The organism is Microbacterium xerophyticum (genome assembly GCF_053543555.1).
Genome location: NZ_JBLVOB010000009.1, coordinates 160,106 through 179,759 on the forward strand (window position 1 = coordinate 160,106; position 19,654 = coordinate 179,759).

Sequence of the window (19,654 nt, forward strand, 5' to 3'; positions counted from 1 at the left end):
AGCCTACGAGTGATCAGTCGATGGGCGGCATGTCGGCGGCGATCGTGAGCACGCGCTCGGCCGCGATGTGCCCTGCCGACAGGCGCTCGGCGAGCGGCTTGCCCTCGAGCGTCGCCGCGAGGAACCCGCTCGCGAACGCGTCGCCGGCACCGACCGGCTCGACGACGTCGACCACCGGCGCGGGGACGAAGACCGGGGCGGCATCACCGTGGAAGGCCGTGGCGCCCACGTCTCCGTCCTTCACGACGAGCAGGTCGCAGTCCGGCAGGAAGGCGCGGATCTCCTCCGCCGTCGACGTGCCCCAGATGCGCTCGGCCTCGTCGCGGCCGACCAGCGTGATGTCGGCGGCGTTCGCCAGCCGTGCCAGGGTGGCCGCGGCATCCTCCATCGACCACAGTGCGCGACGGTCGTTCACGTCGAACGAGACCAGCGCACCTGCGGCGCGTGCGTCGTCGAACAGCCGATCGACCATGTCGCGGGTGGACGGCGAGAGTGCGGGGGTGATGCCGGTGGTGTGCACGATCCTCACACCGGCGAGTCGCTCTGCGGACAGCATCCCCGGCGCCATGCGCGAGGCGGCGGAACCGCGTCGGTAGTAGTAGACGGATGAGCCCTCTGCGGCCGGATCCTTGAACATCACGCCGGTGGGGGCATCCTGGTCGAGCTCGACCCACAGCTCGATGCCGCGCCGGGTCAGCTCCGATGAGATGCGAACGCCGAGCGGATCGTCGCCGAGGCGGGACGCCCAGACCGCGCGGTGGCCGGCGGCGGCGAGACCGGCGGTCACGTTCGACTCGGCGCCGGCGAGACCGAGGGAGGCTTCGTGCGCGTCGGAGAGCGCAGCATCCGTCGGGGTGATCAATGCCATCGTCTCGCCGATGCACACGACCTCGGGGGCCTGATCGGAAGTGCGTGCGCCGGGAAGGGAAGGGGTGCTCATGAAGGGGTGACCGCCACTGGTTCGGTGTCAGGGAAAGGACTGGGATCGCGATCGCGCAGATCGGGCAGAGCCCGGACGAAGATCACGGAGACCATCACACCGACGATAGCGAACAGCACCGCTGCGAGATACGCGCCCTGCGGTCCGCCGGTGCCGTCGACCAGGAATCCGGCGATGGCCGAACCCGCTGCGGCACCGATCAATTGACCCGTTCCGGCCCACCCGAACGCCTCGGCGGTCTCACTGAACTTCACGCTCGCGGTGGTGATGGCGAAGAGCACGGCGAGCGCGGGAGCGATGCCGAGCCCCGCGAGGAAGAGCGCGCCGCCCAGCCAATAGGCGTTGAGCATGACCATGGTGAGGGTCAGGCCCACCGTGACGATGATCAGGCGCCGGGCCATGGCCCACGGTCCGATCGGGATGTGCCCGAAGGACAGTCCGCCCACGAGGCTGCCGCACGCGAAGACGCCGAGCACGACGCCGGCCTCGAGGCTGCCGTGCTCGAAGGTGGCGACGACGCCGACCTCGACGGCCGAGCATGCACCGATCACGAGGAAGCCGATCAGCGTGGCGAGCGCCACCGGAGGCTTGAGGAGCACGCGACCCAGAGCCCGGCGGCTGCGGGGGATGCGCACGCGTCCCACCTCAGGGCTGAGGATGAACCATCCGCAGCCGAGCACCAGGACGATCGCGACGAGGATGAGCCCCTCCGTCGTGCCGACCTGGGTGGAGACGAGGGTGATGACCACCGGCGCGAGGATCCAGATGATCTCCTGCAGAGAGGCGTCGAGAGAGAACAGCGGCGTCAGCTGCGAGGAGTTGACCAGCTTCGGGTAGATGGTGCGCACCGCCGATTGGATCGGGGGTGTCGACAGGCCCGCGATGAGTCCGAACGCCATGTACCCGGCGAGGTTCAGCGGCAGGAGGCCGAGGGCGAGTACCGCGAGGGTGCAGACCGCCGCGGTCAGGGTGAGCACCCTGCGCATGCCCCATGCGCCCATCCAGCGGCTCGTGACGGGCCCGGAGACGGCCTGGCCGACCGACGTCGCTGCGAGCACGAGGCCGGCGGCGCCGTACGACCCGGTCTGCTGCTCGACATGCAGCAGGATCGCCAGCGATGCCATGCCGCTGGGGAAGCGCGCCGTCAGCTGTGCGGCGATCATGCGCCCCACGCCAGGGGTGCGAAGAAGATCCCGATAGCCCGCCACGGCACAACGCTACCCGGGTCGTGAGAGGTGTGGTGCGGGGTCTTGTTCACGACACGCCGCGACACGCCGAAGAGCGCTCTCCACAGGAAATCGGATGTCGGAACCCCCGGCTAGCGTGCGACCTGTGGATGGATCTCGGGCGGCGACCTGAGAACCGCGAGATCATGCGCTTCGCGACCCTCGAAAAGAGTTCGCGATCTGTGGATGAAACGGTGGACAACCTGTGTTGTATCAGTGGAGAGCGGTGGAAAACTACACGGATGTAACTACTAGCCCTTGTGGTCACCCGCAATGTCCGTACCTATATGTAGTATTGAACTCCCGGCGGGGGGTCTGCCGGAGAATTCTGATCTGAGGGGAAAACAAATGTCGATCACGGTCTACACCAAGCCTTCGTGCGTGCAGTGCAACGCGACGTATCGCGCGCTGGATGCCAAGGGCATCGAATACGAGATCCACGACCTCTCCGAAGACGCTTCGGCGCTCGAGCAGGTCAAGGCACTGGGCTACATGCAGGCGCCTGTCGTCGTCACCGACGAGGACCACTGGTCGGGCTTCCGTCCCGACAAGATCGACGCCCTCGCCTCCCGTCTGGCATAGGGCCTTTAACCGATCGCCGGAGCGAAAGGGGTGAGTCATGACAGCAGTCGCGACGACCGCGCCGCTCCTGGTCTACTTCTCCAGTACCTCGGGCAACACGGCCAGGTTCATCGAGAAGCTCGGACTGCCGGCGCGGCGTATTCCGCTGCATCGGGGTGACGGCGACCTCACGGTCGATGAGCCCTTCGTGCTCGTCACTCCCACATACGGCGGAGGCCAGGGGCGTGGTGAGGAGAAGGGCGCTGTACCCAAGCAGGTCATCCGGTTCCTCAACGACGAGCGAAACCGGCAGAACATCCGCGGAGTGATATCCGCAGGAAACACCAACTTCGGCGACTCCTTCGGGGCCGCCGGTGACATCATCAGCCGCAAGTGTCATGTGCCGCACTTGTACCGGTTCGAAGTATTCGGCACGCAGGACGACGTAGATCGCGTGAGCGACGGATTGGAACGATGGTGGGTACTGCAGTTGAAGAAGGCACTGTGACCGAGCAGGCCGCATTCAAGGCGAACGCAGCATACGAGGGCCTCGATTATCACGCTCTCAACGCGATGCTGAACCTCTACGACGCGGACGGCAAGATCCAGTTCGACGCCGACAAGCGTGCAGCGCGGGAGTACTTCCTGCAGCACGTGAACCAGAACACGGTGTTCTTCCACTCCCTCAAGGAGCGTCTCGACTACTTGGTCGAGAAGGAGTACTACGACGGCTCCCTGCTGGAGAAGTACTCGCACGAGTTCGTCCAGAAGCTCAACGACCTCGCCTACGACAAGAAGTTCCGCTTCGAGACGTTCCTCGGCGCGTTCAAGTACTACACCAGCTACACGCTGAAGACGTTCGACGGCAAGCGCTACCTCGAGCGCTTCGAGGACCGCGTCGTCATGACGGCGCTCGGACTCGCCGACGGCGATGAGGAGCTGGCGGTCAAGCTCGTCGAGGAGATCATCTCCGGTCGCTTCCAGCCGGCGACACCGACCTTCCTCAACGCGGGCAAGGCCCAGCGCGGTGAGCTCGTCAGCTGCTTCCTGCTGCGCATCGAAGACAACATGGAGTCGATCTCGCGCGGCATCAACTCGTCGTTGCAGCTGAGCAAGCGCGGCGGCGGCGTCGCCCTGCTGCTCTCGAACATCCGCGAGGCCGGCGCGCCGATCAAGCAGATCGAGAATCAGTCCAGCGGCATCATCCCCGTGATGAAGCTCCTCGAAGACAGCTTCAGCTACGCGAACCAGCTGGGTGCGCGTCAGGGCGCCGGAGCGGTCTACCTCAACGCGCACCACCCCGACATCATGCGCTTCCTCGACACGAAGCGCGAGAACGCCGACGAGAAGATCCGCATCAAGACCCTGTCGCTGGGTGTCGTCGTGCCCGACATCACGTTCGAGCTCGCCAAGAACGGCGAGGACATGTACCTCTTCTCGCCGTACGACGTCGAGAAGGTCTACGGTGTGCCGTTCGGTGACATCTCGGTCACCGAGAAGTACCGCGAGATGGTCGACAACCCGCGCATCAAGAAGACCAAGATCAACGCGCGCGAGTTCTTCCAGACGATCGCCGAGATCCAGTTCGAGTCGGGCTACCCGTACATCATGTTCGAGGACACGGTGAACAAGGCGAACCCGATCAAGGGCCGCATCAACATGTCGAACCTCTGCAGCGAGATCCTGCAGGTGAACACGCCGACCACGTACAACGACGATCTGTCGTACGACCAGATCGGCAAGGACATCTCGTGCAACCTCGGCTCGATGAACATCGCCCTGGCGATGGATGCCGATGACCTGGGCATCACCGTCGAGACGGCGATCCGCGGACTGACCGCCGTCAGCAACCAGAGCCACATCGCCTCGGTGCGCTCGATCGAAGACGGCAACGATCGCTCGCACGCCATCGGCCTCGGCCAGATGAACCTGCACGGCTACCTCGCCCGCGAGCACGTGCACTACGGCTCGGAAGAGGGCCTCGACTTCACGAACATCTACTTCTACACCGTGCTGTTCCACGCGCTGCGCGCGTCGAACCTGCTCGCGATCGAGCGGAAGCAGGCGTTCGACGGCTTCGAGGACTCGACGTACGCGTCGGGGGAGTTCTTCGACAAGTACATCGACCGCGCATGGGTGCCCGAGACCGAGAAGGTCAAGGAGCTCTTCGCAGGCAAGCACATCCCCACGCAGGACGACTGGGCTGAGCTCAAGGCATCCATCCAGAAGCACGGCATCTACAACCAGAACCTGCAAGCTGTGCCGCCGACCGGCTCGATCTCCTACATCAACAACTCGACGAGCTCGATCCACCCGATCGCGTCGAAGATCGAGATCCGCAAGGAAGGCAAGCTCGGTCGCGTCTACTACCCGGCGCCGTTCATGACGAACGACAACCTCGAGTACTACCAGGACGCATACGAGATCGGCTACGAGAAGGTCATCGACACGTACGCCGCCGCCACGCAGCACGTCGACCAGGGTCTATCGCTGACGCTGTTCTTCAAGGACACCGCGTCCACGCGCGACATCAACAAGGCGCAGATCTACGCATGGCGCAAGGGCATCAAGACGATCTACTACATCCGCCTCCGCCAGCTCGCGCTCGAGGGCACCGACATGTCCGAGTGCGTCAGCTGCATGCTCTGACCCTTCACAGGCTCAGGGACGAAAAGGAAACAAAGGATATGACACCCGAATCGCTCAAGCTGGTCGAGCACGTACAGGCGATCAACTGGAACCGCATCCAGGACGACAAGGACCTCGAGGTCTGGAACCGTCTGGTGAACAACTTCTGGCTGCCCGAGAAGGTGCCGCTGTCGAACGACGTGCAGTCGTGGAACACGCTGACGCCCGACGAGCAGCTGCTCACGATGCGTGTCTTCACCGGCCTTACGCTGCTCGACACGATCCAGGGCACGGTCGGCGCAGTGTCGCTGATTCCTGACGCGATCACCCCGCACGAGGAGGCGGTGTACACCAACATCGCCTTCATGGAGTCGGTGCACGCCAAGAGCTACTCCTCGATCTTCTCGACGCTCGCGTCGACGAAGGAGATCGACGAGGCGTTCCGGTGGTCCACTGAGAACGCGAACCTTCAGAAGAAGGCGCAGATCATCATGGACTACTACCAGGGCGATGACCCGCTCAAGCGCAAGGTCGCCTCGACCCTGCTCGAGTCGTTCCTGTTCTACTCGGGCTTCTACCTGCCGATCTACTGGTCGTCCAAGGCGAAGCTCACGAACACGGCCGACCTGATCCGCCTCATCATCCGTGACGAGGCCGTGCACGGGTACTACATCGGTTACAAGTACCAGAAGGGCCTCGAGAAGGAGACCCAGGAGCGCCGCGACGAGCTGAAGGACTACACCTTCAACCTGCTCTTCGAGCTCTACGACAACGAGGTGCAGTACACGCAGGACCTCTACGACGGCGTCGGCCTGACCGAGGACGTCAAGAAGTTCCTGCACTACAACGCCAACAAGGCGCTGATGAACCTCGGCTACGAGCCGATGTTCCCGTCGACCGTGACGAACGTGAACCCGGCGATCCTGTCCGCGCTCTCGCCGAACGCCGACGAGAACCACGACTTCTTCTCCGGCTCCGGTTCGTCGTACGTGATCGGCAAGGCCGAGGCGACGGAAGACGAGGACTGGGACTTCTGAGAGCACAGGTAGGCGGCATTGCGCGCATATGAATCGCTCTCGTCGTATGACTTCGAGCGTCTAGTCAGGGACCTTCTACAGGCCGAGTGGCAAGAGAGGCTCGAGTCATTCTCACCAGGTCCCGACGGCGGCACCGACGTCCGTCTTCTACGCGCGGGAGTGCTGCGAACCGTCCAGTGCAAGCACTCGCCGAGTCGAACGCTTCTTCAACTCAAGTCAAGGCTAGAGAGCGAAGCTACGAGAGTGGCACCATACGACCTCGGAGAGTACTGGCTGGCGACGACTGCTCGAGCGACACCTAGCGCGAAAGAAAAAATTGCCGCCGTCTTTGCGAAACAAAATCTCCGGCAAGAAAACATCATTGCGCGTGAGGACCTCGAAAATCTGCTGGACCTACATGGCGAGATTGAGCGCCTGCACGTAAAACTATACGTCTCAAGCCTGGCGGTATTGAAGAGTGTCTTGAATCACGCTGTGTTCGAGAGGCAGAAATATTTTCTGGAACGCGCAGCAAAGCGGGCCAGGCTCTTCGTAACTAGCGACGCGACTCAGCTCGTTCAGAACTCGCTGGCAAAGTACGGGATGTCGATCATCACGGGCCCTCCTGGCGTGGGAAAGACGACCCTGGCTGAGTCGGTGGCACTGACTTACGCAGCGGATGGATACGAAGTCTTCGACGTTAGGAATGCGTCAGAGATCGAGAACGTGTGGCAACCAGGTGCGAAGCAACTCTTCTTGTACGACGATTTTCTTGGTCAAACAAGTCTGATGGAGAAACTCGCGAAGGGTGAGGATCACTCTCTCGACCTACTTGCTCAGCGATTGCGAGATTCGAAATCTCACAAAATGATCCTTACTACGCGTCAATATATTTTGACTGCCGCGCAAAGTACATATAGCAAATTACGAGGCGCACGCGTTCTCGATTCGAATGTAGTCGTCGACGTAAGTACGTACAGTTCTTTTCAGCGCGCGCACATATTGTTCAATCACATTTATTATTCCGAGTTGGGGAAGAACGCAAGGCGTAGCGTCGTTGGAAACCGCGCCTATTTGCGAGTGATTAAACATCCGAATTACAATCCACGTCTCATTGAATCGATTGTATCTGCTGCTCAAGCGCTCGGGGGTAGCGCGCGAGGTATAAAGTTTGCCGAATTTATGCTAAATGCACTGAACTCGCCCTCCACATTGTGGAATGATGTATTTGATGTCGAGCTTACTAGCGCTCAAAGAGCACTAGCGCTGTCAATCTGTATCGGCCTGACAGATACTTCCAAGTTAGACGGGGTCGAGACCGCGCGAGCAATCTTATTATCGTGGGGTGAGTTGTCCTCAATTACTGACTCTGATATAGATGTTCTTGAGGGCATTTTCATTGATGTCGACCGTGACGCTCTGGGCAACCTCGTATTTTCTGTGAAGAATCCCAGTATTAGGGACTTCCTGCTGTCGCGGCTTTTCTCGGATTTGCAAGCGTTCAGGACGCACTTGCAGTCCGCGGAACCTTCGTCAGTCGTGACTCTCTTGTCTATGCTCACTGGCAAAGGGATTCGGGCTTCTAGGCCCTGGCAGGATCTCGATCCAGCCAGAAGATTGGCTCTTTTGAGGGCAGTCAGTGAACTTTTCCTGCCCGTTCTTAGACGGTCCAAAGGGCTGAACGGTCTACAGCTCGTAGTAGCAGGTATGGATCTCCTGAGTGCGAATCCACGGGATCTGCGGATGAAGTCGATTAGCGAAGTAGTGGAGCTTACGCATGGGTTTATGCGTGAGGACGCAGACGTCGATGCTCGAATTGGGGCGTACCGTGCACTCGAGCCCTTGCTAACCGCTGAAGAGGCCGAGACGCTCGCTACAGAGGTCCGCCGAGTCTGGGTTGATGACGAGATCGGGATCCACGAGATCCCGGCGGCTCACGAGTTTGAAACCCTGTCGACCTCGGGTATGGAGTCTTACCTGGAGTCCGTGCTCATCGAGCGAATCGAGCTGGCTCTCGACGACCCGTACAGGGATGGGTATGACTCGGATTTCGAGATGCTCAATGCTTTACAGAACGTACTTGAATCTGTGTCGATGGACGTTGGAGACATGCACGAAAGAATCCGGGAGCGGTTGAACGAAGTGTGGGAGCCAGATCCAGAGGATTACGACCGGCGCGAATGGTCAACCAGTGATCGCGAGGATCTTGATGACGTTGACGTCCTCTTTGCACACCTTTGAGCAGCTGTGTCTCAGTACACGCAGGACCTCTACGACGGCGTCGGTCTGACCGAAGACGTCAAGAAGTTCCTGCACTACAACGCCAACAAGGCGCTGATGAACCTCGGCTACGAGCCGATGTTCCCGTCGACCGTGACGAACGTGAACCCCGCGATCCTGTCCGCGCTCTCGCCGAACGCGGACGAGAACCACGACTTCTTCTCCGGTTCCGGTTCGTCGTACGTCATCGGCAAGGCCGAGGCCACCGAGGATGAGGACTGGGACTTCTAGGGTCACTGAATCAGCCCAGGCCCACAGGGGGTGGCGAGAGGCCAGAAACTGCAGAGCCGCGGGATCCTTCAATCCCGCGGCTCTCTGCGTGATATTGGCGAGCCCCACAGCACTCGATCGTTCGGGATCACACATTGGTTACCGTCGCGTCGGACGTCTCGGCCGGGATTGAAGCTCATTCAGCGAGCGACCTTCGCCCCGGGATCAGTCGTTCGCTTGCAGGTGCTCAAGTACGTGGGCGATGTTCGGCGCGTCATCGTTGTTGGCCTCGAACACACGGACGCCGGTCCAGTTGATGGCGAGTTCCCCCCATCGTGACCAGAACTCGTCCCAATTGCTGAGCTTCGCCCGATCACGAGGCAGTCCGCGTTGTCGAAGCCTACGGCGCGTTTCATCTTCGGACGTGACCACGTTCAAGACGGCACAATTGACATCGGGCCATGTCGCGGTTGCATGCTCGAAGAACTCGGGTTTGTCCAAGTACGCAGCGAATGGTGCATCGATGACGACCGAAAGTCCGAGCCGGAGGTTGTCGTTCGCCACCGCGAAGAGTGCCTCGTACTCAGCGGGCATGATCTGCTCGCGGTAGAACGAGTTGCTCTCGCGTTCTTCTACTGATTGTCCCTGTGCGCTCATAATGGCCTCGACGAGCGGGCCGGCAAGCCGGTCCTTGTCGAGATAGATCCCACCGGAACGGCGAGCGATCTCGAGCGCCACCGTCGACTTACCTGAGCCGGCCGATCCGACTACAGCGAGAGCGAACGGCATGGTCATCCTCGAGCTTCGCGCACGGCGTGCATGAAGCTTTCCGCCGCGGCTGTCACGCGCGTGTAGTCACCATCTGGGCGCGCCGCCTTGGTGATGGCGCTCCCGGCTCCGACAGCGGCGACGCCTGCATCGAACCAGGCCTTGGTGTTCGTGGAAGAGACCCCACCAGCCGGCATGAACGCTATGTGTGCGAGGGGGGCCAGAACTGCTTTGGCGTAGTCGGGTCCGACTTCAGCGGGGAACAATTTGACGATGTCGGCCCCCTCCTCGGCTGACTCGACGATCTCCGTAGGTGTGTAGGCGCCGCTGATGGTGGGGATCTGGTACCGATTGGCGGTGCGGATCATGTCGCGGCTGAGGTGAGGGCTGACGAGGAACGAGGCACCTGCGGAGATCGAAGCATAGGCGCTATGGCCGTCGAGGACCGTGCCCGCGCCGATCGAGACCGTTGAGCCGTAACCCTCAACGAGCCGCTCGATCACACGAAGTGCGCCAGGTGTGGACAGAGTGACCTCGATAGCCGTCACGCCACCCGCGATGGCCGCTTCGGAGGCGCGAAACGCTTCCTCGGCGTCGTCAAGGCGGACGATGACGACTACCCCACTTTGGGAAATACGGCTGAGCGTGATCAGTTTTTGCTGCATGAGGCCTCAGACTATAACAAAAGCGACAGAAAGCGACAAAGATGAACGAATCTCACCAGTTACTGGCCGCTCAGCGCCGTGACCGCATCAGGGCACAATTGGCGACCCAGGGCACGATTCGGACAACAGACCTCGTTGCGGAATTGGGGGTGTCGAGCGTCACGATTCGTCGCGACCTTGCCGCTTTACACGCCCTCGGGGTTGCAGTTCCAGTCCATGGCGGCGCGCGAGTGGCAGGTGGTCGTGTTCCTCCTGCGGATCGACGCGAACGGTCCCGGGTTGAAATCGGGGCGAAGGCCGCCATTGCTCGCGCAGCCTCTGGCGAGGTCAACGCCGGTGACGTGATCTTCCTGGATTCTGGGACGACGTGTGCCGCTATGGTGCCGATCCTGACCGGGATGGCGGGCATCACGGTGGTTACCACCGACCTGAGCACGGCGAGCAGTCTGGCGATGTCCGCGCCGCAGCTTGCCGTCGTGATCGCGGCCGGTCTCGTGGACCCGAAGACGTCCTCGGCGGTCGGCGACTTGCTCCCAGCGATAATGCAGCACTTCGCTTTCGATGCGGCATTCATCAGCGCCAGCGCCTGGGACGTAGCTTCTGGGGCTACCACCGGCGCCATGTCGTATGCCGCCGCGAAGCGATGCGTACTTAGCCGAGCGAAGAAGAGCATTCTGCTCGTCGACTCCAGCAAACACGGGGTCAGCGAGGCTCATGTGGTGAAGAGGCTGCAGGACTTCGACGCACTCATTTCGGACAGCGGAGTGCCACTGGCAGAGCAGCAAGCTCTGCGTGACGCTGGCGTGAATCTTCTCGTCGCAGAGGATTGAAGGCCCCCTTTGACAGTCGCGGACGAGTGCGGTAGCTTTTCTGCAACCGATCTCAGCAATCGATCTCATTGGAGAGACAAATGATCCGCAAGCGATGGAGCACCGCAATTGTCGGTGCGATGGCCGCGAGCGTCATGCTCGCTGGTTGCACTGCTGACACCGAACCTGAATCCCAGGGACCCGTCACGCTGACTTACTGGGACTTCCTCGATCCCAGCCAGGACAACCCCCGCTCGAGCGCTCTGAAAGAGAACATCGCGAACTTCGAAGCGGCCAACCCAGATATCACGATCGACTTGTCGGTCGTCTCACTGGGGGACATGCTCAACCGCCTTCCGCAGGCCGCCGCAGCTGGTCAAGCACCTGACGTGTTCAAGATGTTCACACCCCAGGTGCCGCAGATGGCGGCCGCAGGCGCATACTCACCGCTGCCCTCGGCAGCAACCGAGATCACGGACTGGCTCCGCCCGACCGACAAACTTGCCGGACCGGACGGTCAGCAGGTCGCGGTGCCCTATGAGTATCGGACATGCGCGCTCTACTACAACCAGAAGATCCTCGACCAGGTAGGAGCGACCGCTCCGACCACGTACGACGAAGTGATCGATGTCGCCGCGAAAGCCTCCGCAGCCGGATTCACCGGATTCGGCACTGGCTTCTCTGATACGGACAACTCCGCGATCATCAGCACGTTCTTCGACTGCTTCATGAGCCAGGTCGGCCAGGAGATCTGGAACGAAGATGGCGACGCGGACTTCGCGACGGACAAAGGCGAAGAGTTCGGCAATCTCCTTGCGGATCTGCGAGACGCAGATGCTCTCGGCACCAGCGTCGTATCGGACACCTATTCGACGGTGACCGACGGTCTGGCCAACGGCACAGTAGCGATGGCCGTACTCGGCAGTGAGCGCGCCATCACGCTCGGCGGTCAGAATCCGGACGTGAAGTGGACGTCACTGCCCAAGGCCTCCACGGGGGACGACATCGGCTCAACTTTCGGATGGACGATGGGCATCGGCGCTGGTAGCAAGCACACCGAAGCCGCCTGGAAGTTCATCGAGTACATGACCGGTCCCGACGCCGGCGCAGTGATGGCGACCGGTGGGGAGATCCCGACACGGGCTGCAACGTACGAGGAAGCGTTCTTCTCGACTCCGGAGGCGGACGCGGTGAACTCGGTCGCCGAATACGTGGAGAGTAACAGCGAACCACACACCTACGCCGATAACTGGGTTTCGCTCGCCACTGCGCTGTCCCAGTCCGGTCAAGCGCTCTACCTGAACGGTCTGTCCGGCGGCGAGTTCATCAACACCGCGCAGGACGCGTCCAACTAGTAGCCACCAGCAATATCCGGGGGCCCGCTAGTCGGGCCCCCGGGGAAGCGGAATCTCATGTCAACCACCACTGCGCTTGTCGCAGAAGCGACGCCCATCCGGCCCGACCCTCCTGTTCGCCGCCCCCTGCGCGCGGACCGCAGAGTATGGCTTTACGTCATCCCCGTCACCGCTGTCTTCGTTTTCGTGTTCGTAGGGCCACTGATCTACACGGCGTGGACGGCGATGCACGAAACGAACTACTACGTGATCGGTCAGTTCTCGGGGCTGAACTCTTTCGTTGACCTGTTCTCCGATCCGAGCCTGCCCAGTCAGATCGGGATCACCCTCGTCTTCTCGCTCGGCGCACTGGTGATCGCGCTACCCGCGGGGTTGATATCCGCGATCGTGCTGAACAACCTGCACCGACTCAAGCGCACCGTTCGCAGCCTGTTCCTTCTCCCATGGCTGATGTCGCAGGCAACGGCTGGAACCATCTGGCTGTGGTTCTTGAACCCGAATTTCGGACCGGCTACCGCCATCACCACGACCCTCGGATTCGGACCGACCGATGTGTTCTCGTCGCCCACGGCCGCGCTCATCGCCGTGACGTTGATCACGGCCTGGTGGTCGTACCCGCAAGCAATGCTGCTGTTCCTTGGCGCACTGCAGACCATTCCCGAAGAGCTCCGCGAGAGCCTGAAGATGGACGGAGGCGGAGTGTGGCGCGGTTTCATCAGCATCACCTTGCCGTATCTGCGAAACACGATCGTCTCCGTCGTCGTCGTCCTTCTCATGCTCTACGTCCAGATGGTCACCATCATCTTGGTCACCACTCGCGGGGGCCCGCTAGGCGCCACCGAAACCCTCTCCATGCGTGTCTACAACCAGACCTTCAACGACTTCGACCTCTCCGGAGCCTCCGCGACAGCCATTCTGCTGTTCGCCGTGAATGCTGTCCTCACTCTGGCCGCGATCCGCTTCCGACGGAAGGAAAACCTGTGAACACTTCCACTGCCATTCGTTCCCGGCGCCGGCTGCGCCAGCGGATCGCTGCCGTGCCGCGCTGGATCTACATCCTCCTGTCAGCGCTGGTCGTTCTGCCGCCCGTCGTCTGGATCATCTCGACGTCGCTGAAACCCGAAGCGGACACGATCCAGTTCCCGCCGGAGTGGATTCCCAGCCCGTTCACCTTGGACGCCTACGCGGGGCTTCTGACCAACACCAACGTCCGATTCTTCGTGAACTCTCTGATCTACGCGGGCGGTTCCATTCTGTTGGCACTGGTAATCTGCATTCCCGCGGCGTACGTGGCAACGCGGTACAAGAGTCGGCGGATGGAGGCGCTGATGACGGGCATCCTCGTGCTGTCGATGGTGCCAGCGATCGTCGTCTTCATCGCGCTTTACTCGATGTTCGCGAAGACGGCGTTGATCAACACCTATCCGATGCTGATCGTTGTCTACACGGCGATCATCTGCGGGCAGACCATCCTGTTCCTCCGTAACTTCATCGAGAACATCCCGGTGGAGATCGAGGAGGCCGCCGCGATCGACGGGTGCTCTCGCATACAGATCCTCTGGCGCATCGTTCTGCCGTTGATCCGTCCTGGTATCGCGGCGATCGCCATCTTCATCTTCGTCTTCGTCTGGAACGACTTCCTTGTCGGCCAGGTCCTCGCCACCACGGAAGACATGAAGACAGTCCAGAACGGCATCGTGCGCTACGTCACCACCGGGTTCGGCAACTTCTGGGCCCTGTTCGCAGCGTTCGTGGTCGTCGCCTTCGTGCCGGTGCTGGCCATCTTCGCCGCCTTCCAACGCTGGTTCATCGCCGGTATGACGTCGGGAGGGGTGAAGGGATGAATCTTCCAGTCAGGGTCGCCGTGATCGGGGCGGCCGGGTGGGCGGGAAGCCGCCACGTCAAAGCCTTCCATGCACTGGGTGCCCAGGTAGTCGCACTCGTCGACCCGAGCCCGAACGTGCACGAGCTGGCGCAGGGAGTGGACGCGAAGGTGATCGACTCGCCCGCGAAGCTCGCCCCGGAAGAGATCGATCTGGTCGTGGTGTCGCTTCCCAGCAGCGCGCAGCCGGACGTCACCGCAGATCTTCTTCGCCGGGGGTTCCGCGTGCTCGTCGAGAAGCCCCTCGGATCGTCCACAGAAAATGCTGCGGTGCTCGGTGAGATCGAGAGTGTCGACGACTCTCTGATGGTCGGATACACGCTGCACCACCATCCGGTCGGCAAGAGACTGGCGGAATGGATGTCGGCATCCACGGTGATCAGCGTCAGTGTCCGTTCCGCGGCGCGAAAGCTCACGCTCGACTCGTGGCGCGTGGCACCTCAAGAAGGCGGAGTGGCCGTCGTGAACGGCATCCACGCGATCGAGTACGTGGCGTCCCTCTTTCCAGGCGCAGCCACTATCCACAACACGTACGAAAGCAATCAGCTCCACCGCACGTCTGCTACGGACTATGCGGCCGCAACGCTGTCGTTCATCGACGGACCGCTGTTCCGACTCGAGACCTACTGGAACCCCTGGAACCACACAACGGGCCTCAACAGGAACGACTGGTCACTCGAAATCGATGTGGTCGCCCATGAAGGGCGACGCGTGTGGTCCAACTGGGCGCTGCACGAGTGGGACCGCCTGGGCTCAGAGACGGTCCACCAGCTTCCCGAGGTCGATCTGTTCCTAGAGCAGGCGCGTGTTGCTCTCGGTTTCGCGCAAGGTGAACGGCCAATGGTCGGATACCGTCAAGCTCTGCGAGCCACGCGGCTTGCCGACGAGATACTCAGCAGAGGAAAGAGCGAGCATGAGTCGCGCTAAGACCATAGTCGTGGGGCCGACGCACTGGCATGTGCCTCTTTACACGGACCGAATCGCCGCACGCCACGAGGTGATCGGCGTCAGTGATCCGGACACCGCGCACGCGACCGAGCTCGCGCGGCTGTGGGATGCGCCGCTCTACTCGTCCTGGCAGGAACTTGTGTCCAAGCACCGGGATGCTGAGCTCGCGTATGTGTTCGCCCCCCACGACAACATGCGGGAAGTCTGTCTTGCGCTCATCGACGCTCGCATACCTCTCGTGCTGGAGAAGCCTGCCGGTGTGTCGCTGGAGGAACTGACCGAGATCGAGACCGCCGCGAGAGCCGCGGACGTGCCAATCGCAGTACCTCTCGTGCAGCAGAGCGGACCCATCGAAGGGTGGCTCGCCAAGGCCGGAAGTTCCGTATACGAAAGTGCGCAGTTCATTGCAGGCCCACCCGACCGCTACCTCCACAACGGCAGCCCTTGGATGGTGGAGCTCGAGCGCGCCGGGGGCGGATGCATGATCAACCTCGCTCCCCACTTCATCGATCTGTTCCTCCGCTCGAGTGGTGCGGAGAGCGTCGCCGTCACAGCTGCCTTGTCGTCTGCGCTTCACGCGGGCAGCGTCGAAGATTTTGCGTCGCTCACGCTCACGACGACCGACGGTCGTATCGCCACTATCGAGGTGGGGTACGCCTTCCCGGGGTCGCCTCTCAAACGACACTGCTCGTTCATGCGCATCGGTGCAGCTGGGGCGTCAACCATCTGGTCCGACGGGAACGCCTCGTTCACCGCTGTCGACGGCGCGACCGAAACGGCGTTGATCGACGTCGACAGCGACCCGCTCTACGCGCCGTTCGTCGACGCGGTGGCCGACCAGCTAAACAACGGATTCTCGGACTTACCCGGCATCGGCGATTTGAAAGCGACGATGACGGTTGTTTGGGACGCTTACTCGAAAGCACGACAAGGGGGCAATGGTGTCGACACCCAGCATTGATGAGGTCGCTGTCGCAGCGGGCGTTCACAGGTCCACCGTTTCGAGAGCGTTCTCTCGCCCGGAGGCAGTGAATGCGACAACTCGTGACCACGTTCTGAAGGTGGCGGCATCCATGGGCTACACCATGAATCCGCTCGCGCAAGCGCTGCGTACGAAGACCAGCACCTTGGTTCCTCTCATCGTCCCGGACATCACCAACCCGTTCTTTGCTGAGCTTGCGAAAGCGATGACCGCCGCGGCCGGCGAACGGGGATACCAGCTTGTGCTCTGCGTGACCGAGAACAACGCCGACGCGACTGCAGGCTATCTCCAGGCGATGCAGGCGATGTACGCCCCGTTCGCCATCGTGGCGCCATTCGCCCGAGTGGATCCGGCCGAGTATGCACCTTTCGGATTCGGTAGTCGCTTGGTGGTGATCGACCGGCTCGAATCGAATGATCACGTGCCGACCGTAACCGTGGACAGCGTGGCGGGTATCCGAATGGCGTTCGACCATCTTGTCGGCCTCGGTCACGCATCCATTGCATACGTCTCCGGTATCGCCGGTACCCATACGGCGGCCGACCGCCGTCGGGCGTACCGCACACTCGCGGCAGAACACGGGATGGCTCCCACCGAGTTCGACAGCGGGCGCGGAGGCGAAGCCGGTGAACGTGCCGCGGCGGAACTCATCAAGATGGCGAATCGGCCGACAGCCGTGATCTGTGCCAACGACATGGTCGCGCTGGGACTGATCAGCTCGCTCGGCGAACGGGGCGTCTCCGTTCCCGGTGACGTCTCTGTGGTGGGATTCGATGGGCTGCCCCTCGGAGCACGCAGCAACCCACCCTTGACCTCCGTGCAGCAGCCCATTGCCGAAATGGGTCGCCTCGCCATTTCTCTTGCCGAAAGCGCGGGCCGGAGCGGGCGCGTCGAACAGGTGGTCTTGCAACCGCAACTCCTGGTGCGTTCGTCGACGGGGCCGGTCCGATGACGTCCCGGTTGCTTCCAGGGTTACGTCACGTCGACCACGCGGCGTTCACTGTCCCGAACCTGGATGAGGCTGTGAGCTTCTTCGTCGAAGTGCTTGGTGCAGAAGAGCTGTACCGCTCAACGAGGGGACCCGACCCCGCGTACATGCCGGTCAACTTCAACGTGCCCGAGGACGCGGCACTGGAGTTGTCGATGCTGCGGATGCCGCCGAATCTGAACATCGAACTGTTCCAGTGGCGAACCGAAGACCAGAGCGCAGTCCATCCCCGGCACAGTGATCGCGGCGGCCACCATCTGTGCTTCGTTGTCGATGACGTCGACAAGGCCGTTGACCATCTCAGCCGCATCCCTGGCGTGGAGATCCTAGGGGAGCGCAAGGAAGTCGCCGGCGACAGTCCCACCGTCGCCGGCAACCGCTGGACCTACTTCGTAACACCGTGGGGCTTGTTGATGGAACTCGTGGACCGCTCGCGCGTCCAGAACCCCCCAAAACTGATCGGACCGGCGGACTGGAACCGCCAACCAGAATGGAACCCGTCTTCACCATGATCATCGCTGGACACACGCTCGGCACTCCAGGCCTCACCCTCACCGAGGCACTTGTACTCTTTCGATCCGCGAGCCTCGACGCAGCGGAAGTCATCTACCAAGATGACTATCCCGCTGCCATCCGACCAGGCGATTCGAAGTCCGCGCGAGATGCTGCCGCTGTGGCGGATGCTGAGGGCGTCCCCATCGTCGCGCTCACTCCGTACACCACGGCGATCAACAGTCCCGATGCGAAGAAGTGGCAGGCGGGCATCGATGAGTTCCGCGGCTGCATCGATGCTGCCCATGCGGTGGGCGCAGGCAAGGTTCGGGTGTACGCGGGCGCATGGCACGCGGGTGACACAGCCCACGCAGCTCACTGGGAGCAGCTGACCAAGGCACTGCAGGTTCTTGCCGTCGACGCCGTGGCCGCGAACGTCGTGTTGTGTGTCGAGAACCACTTCGGCACCATGACGCAGACGGCGGTGGACACTGCTCGTCTGGTCGAGCAGGTCGGCTCTCCGGCCGTACGAGTGCTGTATGACCAGGCCAACCTGACCTTCACGCACGACGAGAAATGGCAGGAAGCGTTCGCCGTCCAGGGAGAGCTCATCAGCCACGTCCACGTCAAGGACCTCGTGTTCAAGGACCCCGACGCGCCGTTCCGAGCATCCGACACGGCGCGTGTGAAGGCCGAGGAACGCGCGGTCCGCTCGCGTGTGGTCGGTACCGGTATCGTGCCATGGCCGGAGATCATCGCGGAACTGGTTCGGCGCGACTACGACGACGTGCTGACCCTCGAGTACGAATACCGGTGGCACCCTCAAGACCTGCCGGAGCCCGCGACCGGCTTCAAGGATTCCGCGGCGGCGATCCGCGCGATCCTCTCCAGCCTGGTGTCGACAAAATGACTGGCAACGCGTTGCGCATCGGAGTTGTCGGCGCCGGGAACATCGCAAGCATCGCGCAACTTCCCACGCTGGTCCAACGCGACGACGTCGAGTTGCGAGCACTTGTGACCCGTCAAGAGAACCCGCAACCACTCATGAGACGTTGGGGTTTTCGGACTTCCTATCCAGACGTCGAAGAAATGCTCGGACAAGAAGAACTCGATGCGCTGTTCGTATTGACCCCACGGTCAGAACACGTTCATGCAACGCACGCTGCGCTGGAGGCGGGCCTGGACGTATTCTGCGAGAAGCCATTGGCTACTCGCACCGCCGACGCAGAGGATCTCGCGCGCGTGGCCGAGGAGAATGGTCGCATACTCATGGTGGGATTCAACCGACGTTTCGCGCCGGTATACGCCGAAGGACGCGCTGCGTTCGCGACGAGCGGCGCGAGTTTCTGCGTCGCACAGAAGAACCGTGCCGGTTCGGAGTACCGCGCCACCTTCGAGAACGCCATTCACATGGTCGACCTTCTTCGGTGGTACTGCGGTGGCGAAGCTGTCGAGGTCAGCGCTCATGCTGCCGGCGATGACCCTTGGCAAGAGGACGGCGTTGGTGCGCTGATTCGTTTCGACAACGGTCACACTGGCGTGCTGATGGCCGCACGCAATGCGGGAGGCTGGAGCGAGAAGCTCGACGCTTACGGCGACAACGTCAGCGCATCGATCATCGCACCGGACCGGGTGACCATCGCGCGGGGGACCGGGACCGCGGTGAGGGAGATGTCGCCCGAGGCCTTCGGGTGGGCGACCGCCACGAACACCTTCGGATTCTCCGGAGCGGTTCACCACTTCCTCGATCGAGTCCGTGACCGTCAGCAGCCGCTGACATCGGGTGCGGAGGCCGCGAAGACACAGCGTCTGCTGGATCAAATCCTTGTCACCGCGGGGCTTCCGACAGAGGAACAACCGGGAAGGGTTTGGAACAGTCATGCCACGAAGTGATGATTCAGAGC

General features: G+C 61.9%; 19 protein-coding genes and 1 pseudogene. 16 read left to right on the plus strand and 4 right to left on the minus strand.

Annotated features, from left to right (window positions below; translation table 11 throughout):
- Positions 1-13 precede the first annotated feature (13 nt).
- Both ACNPNP_RS18690 and ACNPNP_RS18695 read right to left on the minus strand, forming a co-directional pair.
- On the minus strand, positions 14-940 hold the full coding sequence (locus ACNPNP_RS18690) for a sugar kinase (RefSeq protein WP_448967540.1): 927 nt from the start codon (positions 938-940) through the stop codon (positions 14-16).
- Positions 937-2,103: an MFS transporter gene (locus ACNPNP_RS18695; RefSeq protein ID WP_448967798.1), complete on the minus strand. Its 1,167-nt coding sequence runs from the start codon at positions 2,101-2,103 to the stop codon at positions 937-939. The genes ACNPNP_RS18690 and ACNPNP_RS18695 overlap by 4 nt, the downstream gene beginning before the upstream one ends.
- A 411-nt stretch (positions 2,104-2,514) precedes the next feature.
- Between ACNPNP_RS18695 and nrdH the strand changes: the two genes are divergently transcribed.
- The 6 genes and pseudogenes from nrdH to ACNPNP_RS18725 form a co-directional block, all read left to right on the plus strand.
- Positions 2,515-2,748 carry a glutaredoxin-like protein NrdH gene (gene nrdH / locus ACNPNP_RS18700; protein WP_033106720.1) on the plus strand — a complete coding sequence of 78 codons (234 nt, stop codon included), beginning with the start codon at positions 2,515-2,517 and terminating at the stop codon, positions 2,746-2,748.
- A gap of 37 nt (positions 2,749-2,785) precedes the next feature.
- The gene (nrdI, locus tag ACNPNP_RS18705; RefSeq protein WP_448967541.1) at positions 2,786-3,235 is read left to right on the plus strand and encodes a class Ib ribonucleoside-diphosphate reductase assembly flavoprotein NrdI; all 450 of its coding nucleotides are present in this window, start codon (positions 2,786-2,788) and stop codon (positions 3,233-3,235) included.
- Complete coding sequence (nrdE, locus tag ACNPNP_RS18710) at positions 3,202-5,376, plus strand: class 1b ribonucleoside-diphosphate reductase subunit alpha (RefSeq protein ID WP_448967542.1); 2,175 nt, start codon at positions 3,202-3,204, stop codon at positions 5,374-5,376. Before nrdI ends, nrdE begins: the two co-directional genes overlap by 34 nt.
- A 38-nt stretch (positions 5,377-5,414) precedes the next feature.
- Positions 5,415-6,392 (plus strand): class 1b ribonucleoside-diphosphate reductase subunit beta, encoded by a 978-nt coding sequence (gene nrdF / locus ACNPNP_RS18715; RefSeq protein ID WP_448967543.1) that lies wholly within the window; start codon positions 5,415-5,417, stop codon positions 6,390-6,392.
- An 18-nt stretch (positions 6,393-6,410) separates the two neighbouring features.
- Positions 6,411-8,612: an nSTAND3 domain-containing NTPase gene (locus tag ACNPNP_RS18720; RefSeq protein ID WP_448967544.1), complete on the plus strand. Its 2,202-nt coding sequence runs from the start codon at positions 6,411-6,413 to the stop codon at positions 8,610-8,612.
- 12 nt (positions 8,613-8,624) lie between these two features.
- A pseudogene (locus ACNPNP_RS18725) lies at positions 8,625-8,882 on the plus strand (ribonucleotide-diphosphate reductase subunit beta); the annotation flags it as partial.
- Between the two features lie 204 nt (positions 8,883-9,086).
- On the opposite strand, the gene ACNPNP_RS18730 reads toward ACNPNP_RS18725, so the two are convergent.
- Together ACNPNP_RS18730 and ACNPNP_RS18735 are read right to left on the minus strand one after the other, a co-directional pair.
- Positions 9,087-9,650 (minus strand): P-loop nucleotide/nucleoside kinase family protein, encoded by a 564-nt coding sequence (locus tag ACNPNP_RS18730; protein WP_448967545.1) that lies wholly within the window; start codon positions 9,648-9,650, stop codon positions 9,087-9,089.
- Positions 9,651-9,652: 2 nt separating this feature from the next.
- Positions 9,653-10,294: a bifunctional 4-hydroxy-2-oxoglutarate aldolase/2-dehydro-3-deoxy-phosphogluconate aldolase gene (locus ACNPNP_RS18735; protein ID WP_448967546.1), complete on the minus strand. Its 642-nt coding sequence runs from the start codon at positions 10,292-10,294 to the stop codon at positions 9,653-9,655.
- Between the two features lie 41 nt (positions 10,295-10,335).
- Here ACNPNP_RS18735 and ACNPNP_RS18740 point away from each other — a divergent pair, with 41 nt between their 5' ends.
- The 10 genes from ACNPNP_RS18740 (at position 10,336) to ACNPNP_RS18785 (ending at position 19,643) form a co-directional block, all read left to right on the plus strand.
- A complete protein-coding gene (locus ACNPNP_RS18740) occupies positions 10,336-11,124 on the plus strand; it encodes a DeoR/GlpR family DNA-binding transcription regulator (protein ID WP_448967547.1) in 789 nt (262 codons plus the stop codon).
- 80 nt (positions 11,125-11,204) lie between these two features.
- A complete protein-coding gene (locus tag ACNPNP_RS18745) occupies positions 11,205-12,458 on the plus strand; it encodes an ABC transporter substrate-binding protein (RefSeq protein ID WP_448967548.1) in 1,254 nt (417 codons plus the stop codon).
- A 57-nt stretch (positions 12,459-12,515) separates the two neighbouring features.
- Entirely contained in the window at positions 12,516-13,442 is a 927-nt protein-coding gene (locus ACNPNP_RS18750; RefSeq protein ID WP_448967549.1) for a carbohydrate ABC transporter permease, read from the plus strand.
- The gene (locus tag ACNPNP_RS18755) at positions 13,439-14,302 is read left to right on the plus strand and encodes a carbohydrate ABC transporter permease (protein WP_448967550.1); all 864 of its coding nucleotides are present in this window, start codon (positions 13,439-13,441) and stop codon (positions 14,300-14,302) included. The genes ACNPNP_RS18750 and ACNPNP_RS18755 overlap by 4 nt, the downstream gene beginning before the upstream one ends.
- On the plus strand, positions 14,299-15,267 hold the full coding sequence (locus ACNPNP_RS18760; protein WP_448967551.1) for a Gfo/Idh/MocA family protein: 969 nt from the start codon (positions 14,299-14,301) through the stop codon (positions 15,265-15,267). The genes ACNPNP_RS18755 and ACNPNP_RS18760 overlap by 4 nt, the downstream gene beginning before the upstream one ends.
- Positions 15,218-16,249: a Gfo/Idh/MocA family protein gene (locus ACNPNP_RS18765; RefSeq protein ID WP_448967552.1), complete on the plus strand. Its 1,032-nt coding sequence runs from the start codon at positions 15,218-15,220 to the stop codon at positions 16,247-16,249. The genes ACNPNP_RS18760 and ACNPNP_RS18765 overlap by 50 nt, the downstream gene beginning before the upstream one ends.
- Positions 16,227-17,222 carry a LacI family DNA-binding transcriptional regulator gene (locus ACNPNP_RS18770; RefSeq protein WP_448967553.1) on the plus strand — a complete coding sequence of 332 codons (996 nt, stop codon included), beginning with the start codon at positions 16,227-16,229 and terminating at the stop codon, positions 17,220-17,222. Before ACNPNP_RS18765 ends, ACNPNP_RS18770 begins: the two co-directional genes overlap by 23 nt.
- On the plus strand, positions 17,219-17,770 hold the full coding sequence (locus tag ACNPNP_RS18775; RefSeq protein WP_448967554.1) for a VOC family protein: 552 nt from the start codon (positions 17,219-17,221) through the stop codon (positions 17,768-17,770). Before ACNPNP_RS18770 ends, ACNPNP_RS18775 begins: the two co-directional genes overlap by 4 nt.
- Positions 17,767-18,660: a sugar phosphate isomerase/epimerase family protein gene (locus ACNPNP_RS18780; RefSeq protein ID WP_448967555.1), complete on the plus strand. Its 894-nt coding sequence runs from the start codon at positions 17,767-17,769 to the stop codon at positions 18,658-18,660. The genes ACNPNP_RS18775 and ACNPNP_RS18780 overlap by 4 nt, the downstream gene beginning before the upstream one ends.
- Positions 18,657-19,643, plus strand: coding sequence for a Gfo/Idh/MocA family protein (locus ACNPNP_RS18785; RefSeq protein WP_448967556.1), 987 nt, complete (start codon positions 18,657-18,659; stop codon positions 19,641-19,643). Before ACNPNP_RS18780 ends, ACNPNP_RS18785 begins: the two co-directional genes overlap by 4 nt.
- Positions 19,644-19,654 lie beyond the last annotated feature (11 nt).

Bases quoted from the DNA above. Each gene is read 5' to 3' on its own strand.
- ACNPNP_RS18690 (WP_448967540.1), bottom strand. From the start codon at position 940: ATGAGCACCCCTTCCCTTCCCGGCGCACGCACTTCCGATCAGGCCCCC.
- ACNPNP_RS18695 (WP_448967798.1), bottom strand. From the start codon at position 2,103: ATGATCGCCGCACAGCTGACGGCGCGCTTCCCCAGCGGCATGGCATCG.
- nrdH (WP_033106720.1), top strand. From the start codon at position 2,515: ATGTCGATCACGGTCTACACCAAGCCTTCGTGCGTGCAGTGCAACGCG.
- nrdI (WP_448967541.1), top strand. From the start codon at position 2,786: ATGACAGCAGTCGCGACGACCGCGCCGCTCCTGGTCTACTTCTCCAGT.
- nrdE (WP_448967542.1), top strand. From the start codon at position 3,202: ATGGTGGGTACTGCAGTTGAAGAAGGCACTGTGACCGAGCAGGCCGCA.
- nrdF (WP_448967543.1), top strand. From the start codon at position 5,415: ATGACACCCGAATCGCTCAAGCTGGTCGAGCACGTACAGGCGATCAAC.
- ACNPNP_RS18730 (WP_448967545.1), bottom strand. From the start codon at position 9,650: ATGCCGTTCGCTCTCGCTGTAGTCGGATCGGCCGGCTCAGGTAAGTCG.
- ACNPNP_RS18735 (WP_448967546.1), bottom strand. From the start codon at position 10,294: ATGCAGCAAAAACTGATCACGCTCAGCCGTATTTCCCAAAGTGGGGTA.
- ACNPNP_RS18740 (WP_448967547.1), top strand. From the start codon at position 10,336: ATGAACGAATCTCACCAGTTACTGGCCGCTCAGCGCCGTGACCGCATC.
- ACNPNP_RS18745 (WP_448967548.1), top strand. From the start codon at position 11,205: ATGATCCGCAAGCGATGGAGCACCGCAATTGTCGGTGCGATGGCCGCG.
- ACNPNP_RS18750 (WP_448967549.1), top strand. From the start codon at position 12,516: ATGTCAACCACCACTGCGCTTGTCGCAGAAGCGACGCCCATCCGGCCC.
- ACNPNP_RS18760 (WP_448967551.1), top strand. From the start codon at position 14,299: ATGAATCTTCCAGTCAGGGTCGCCGTGATCGGGGCGGCCGGGTGGGCG.
- ACNPNP_RS18770 (WP_448967553.1), top strand. From the start codon at position 16,227: ATGGTGTCGACACCCAGCATTGATGAGGTCGCTGTCGCAGCGGGCGTT.
- ACNPNP_RS18775 (WP_448967554.1), top strand. From the start codon at position 17,219: ATGACGTCCCGGTTGCTTCCAGGGTTACGTCACGTCGACCACGCGGCG.
- ACNPNP_RS18780 (WP_448967555.1), top strand. From the start codon at position 17,767: ATGATCATCGCTGGACACACGCTCGGCACTCCAGGCCTCACCCTCACC.
- ACNPNP_RS18785 (WP_448967556.1), top strand. From the start codon at position 18,657: ATGACTGGCAACGCGTTGCGCATCGGAGTTGTCGGCGCCGGGAACATC.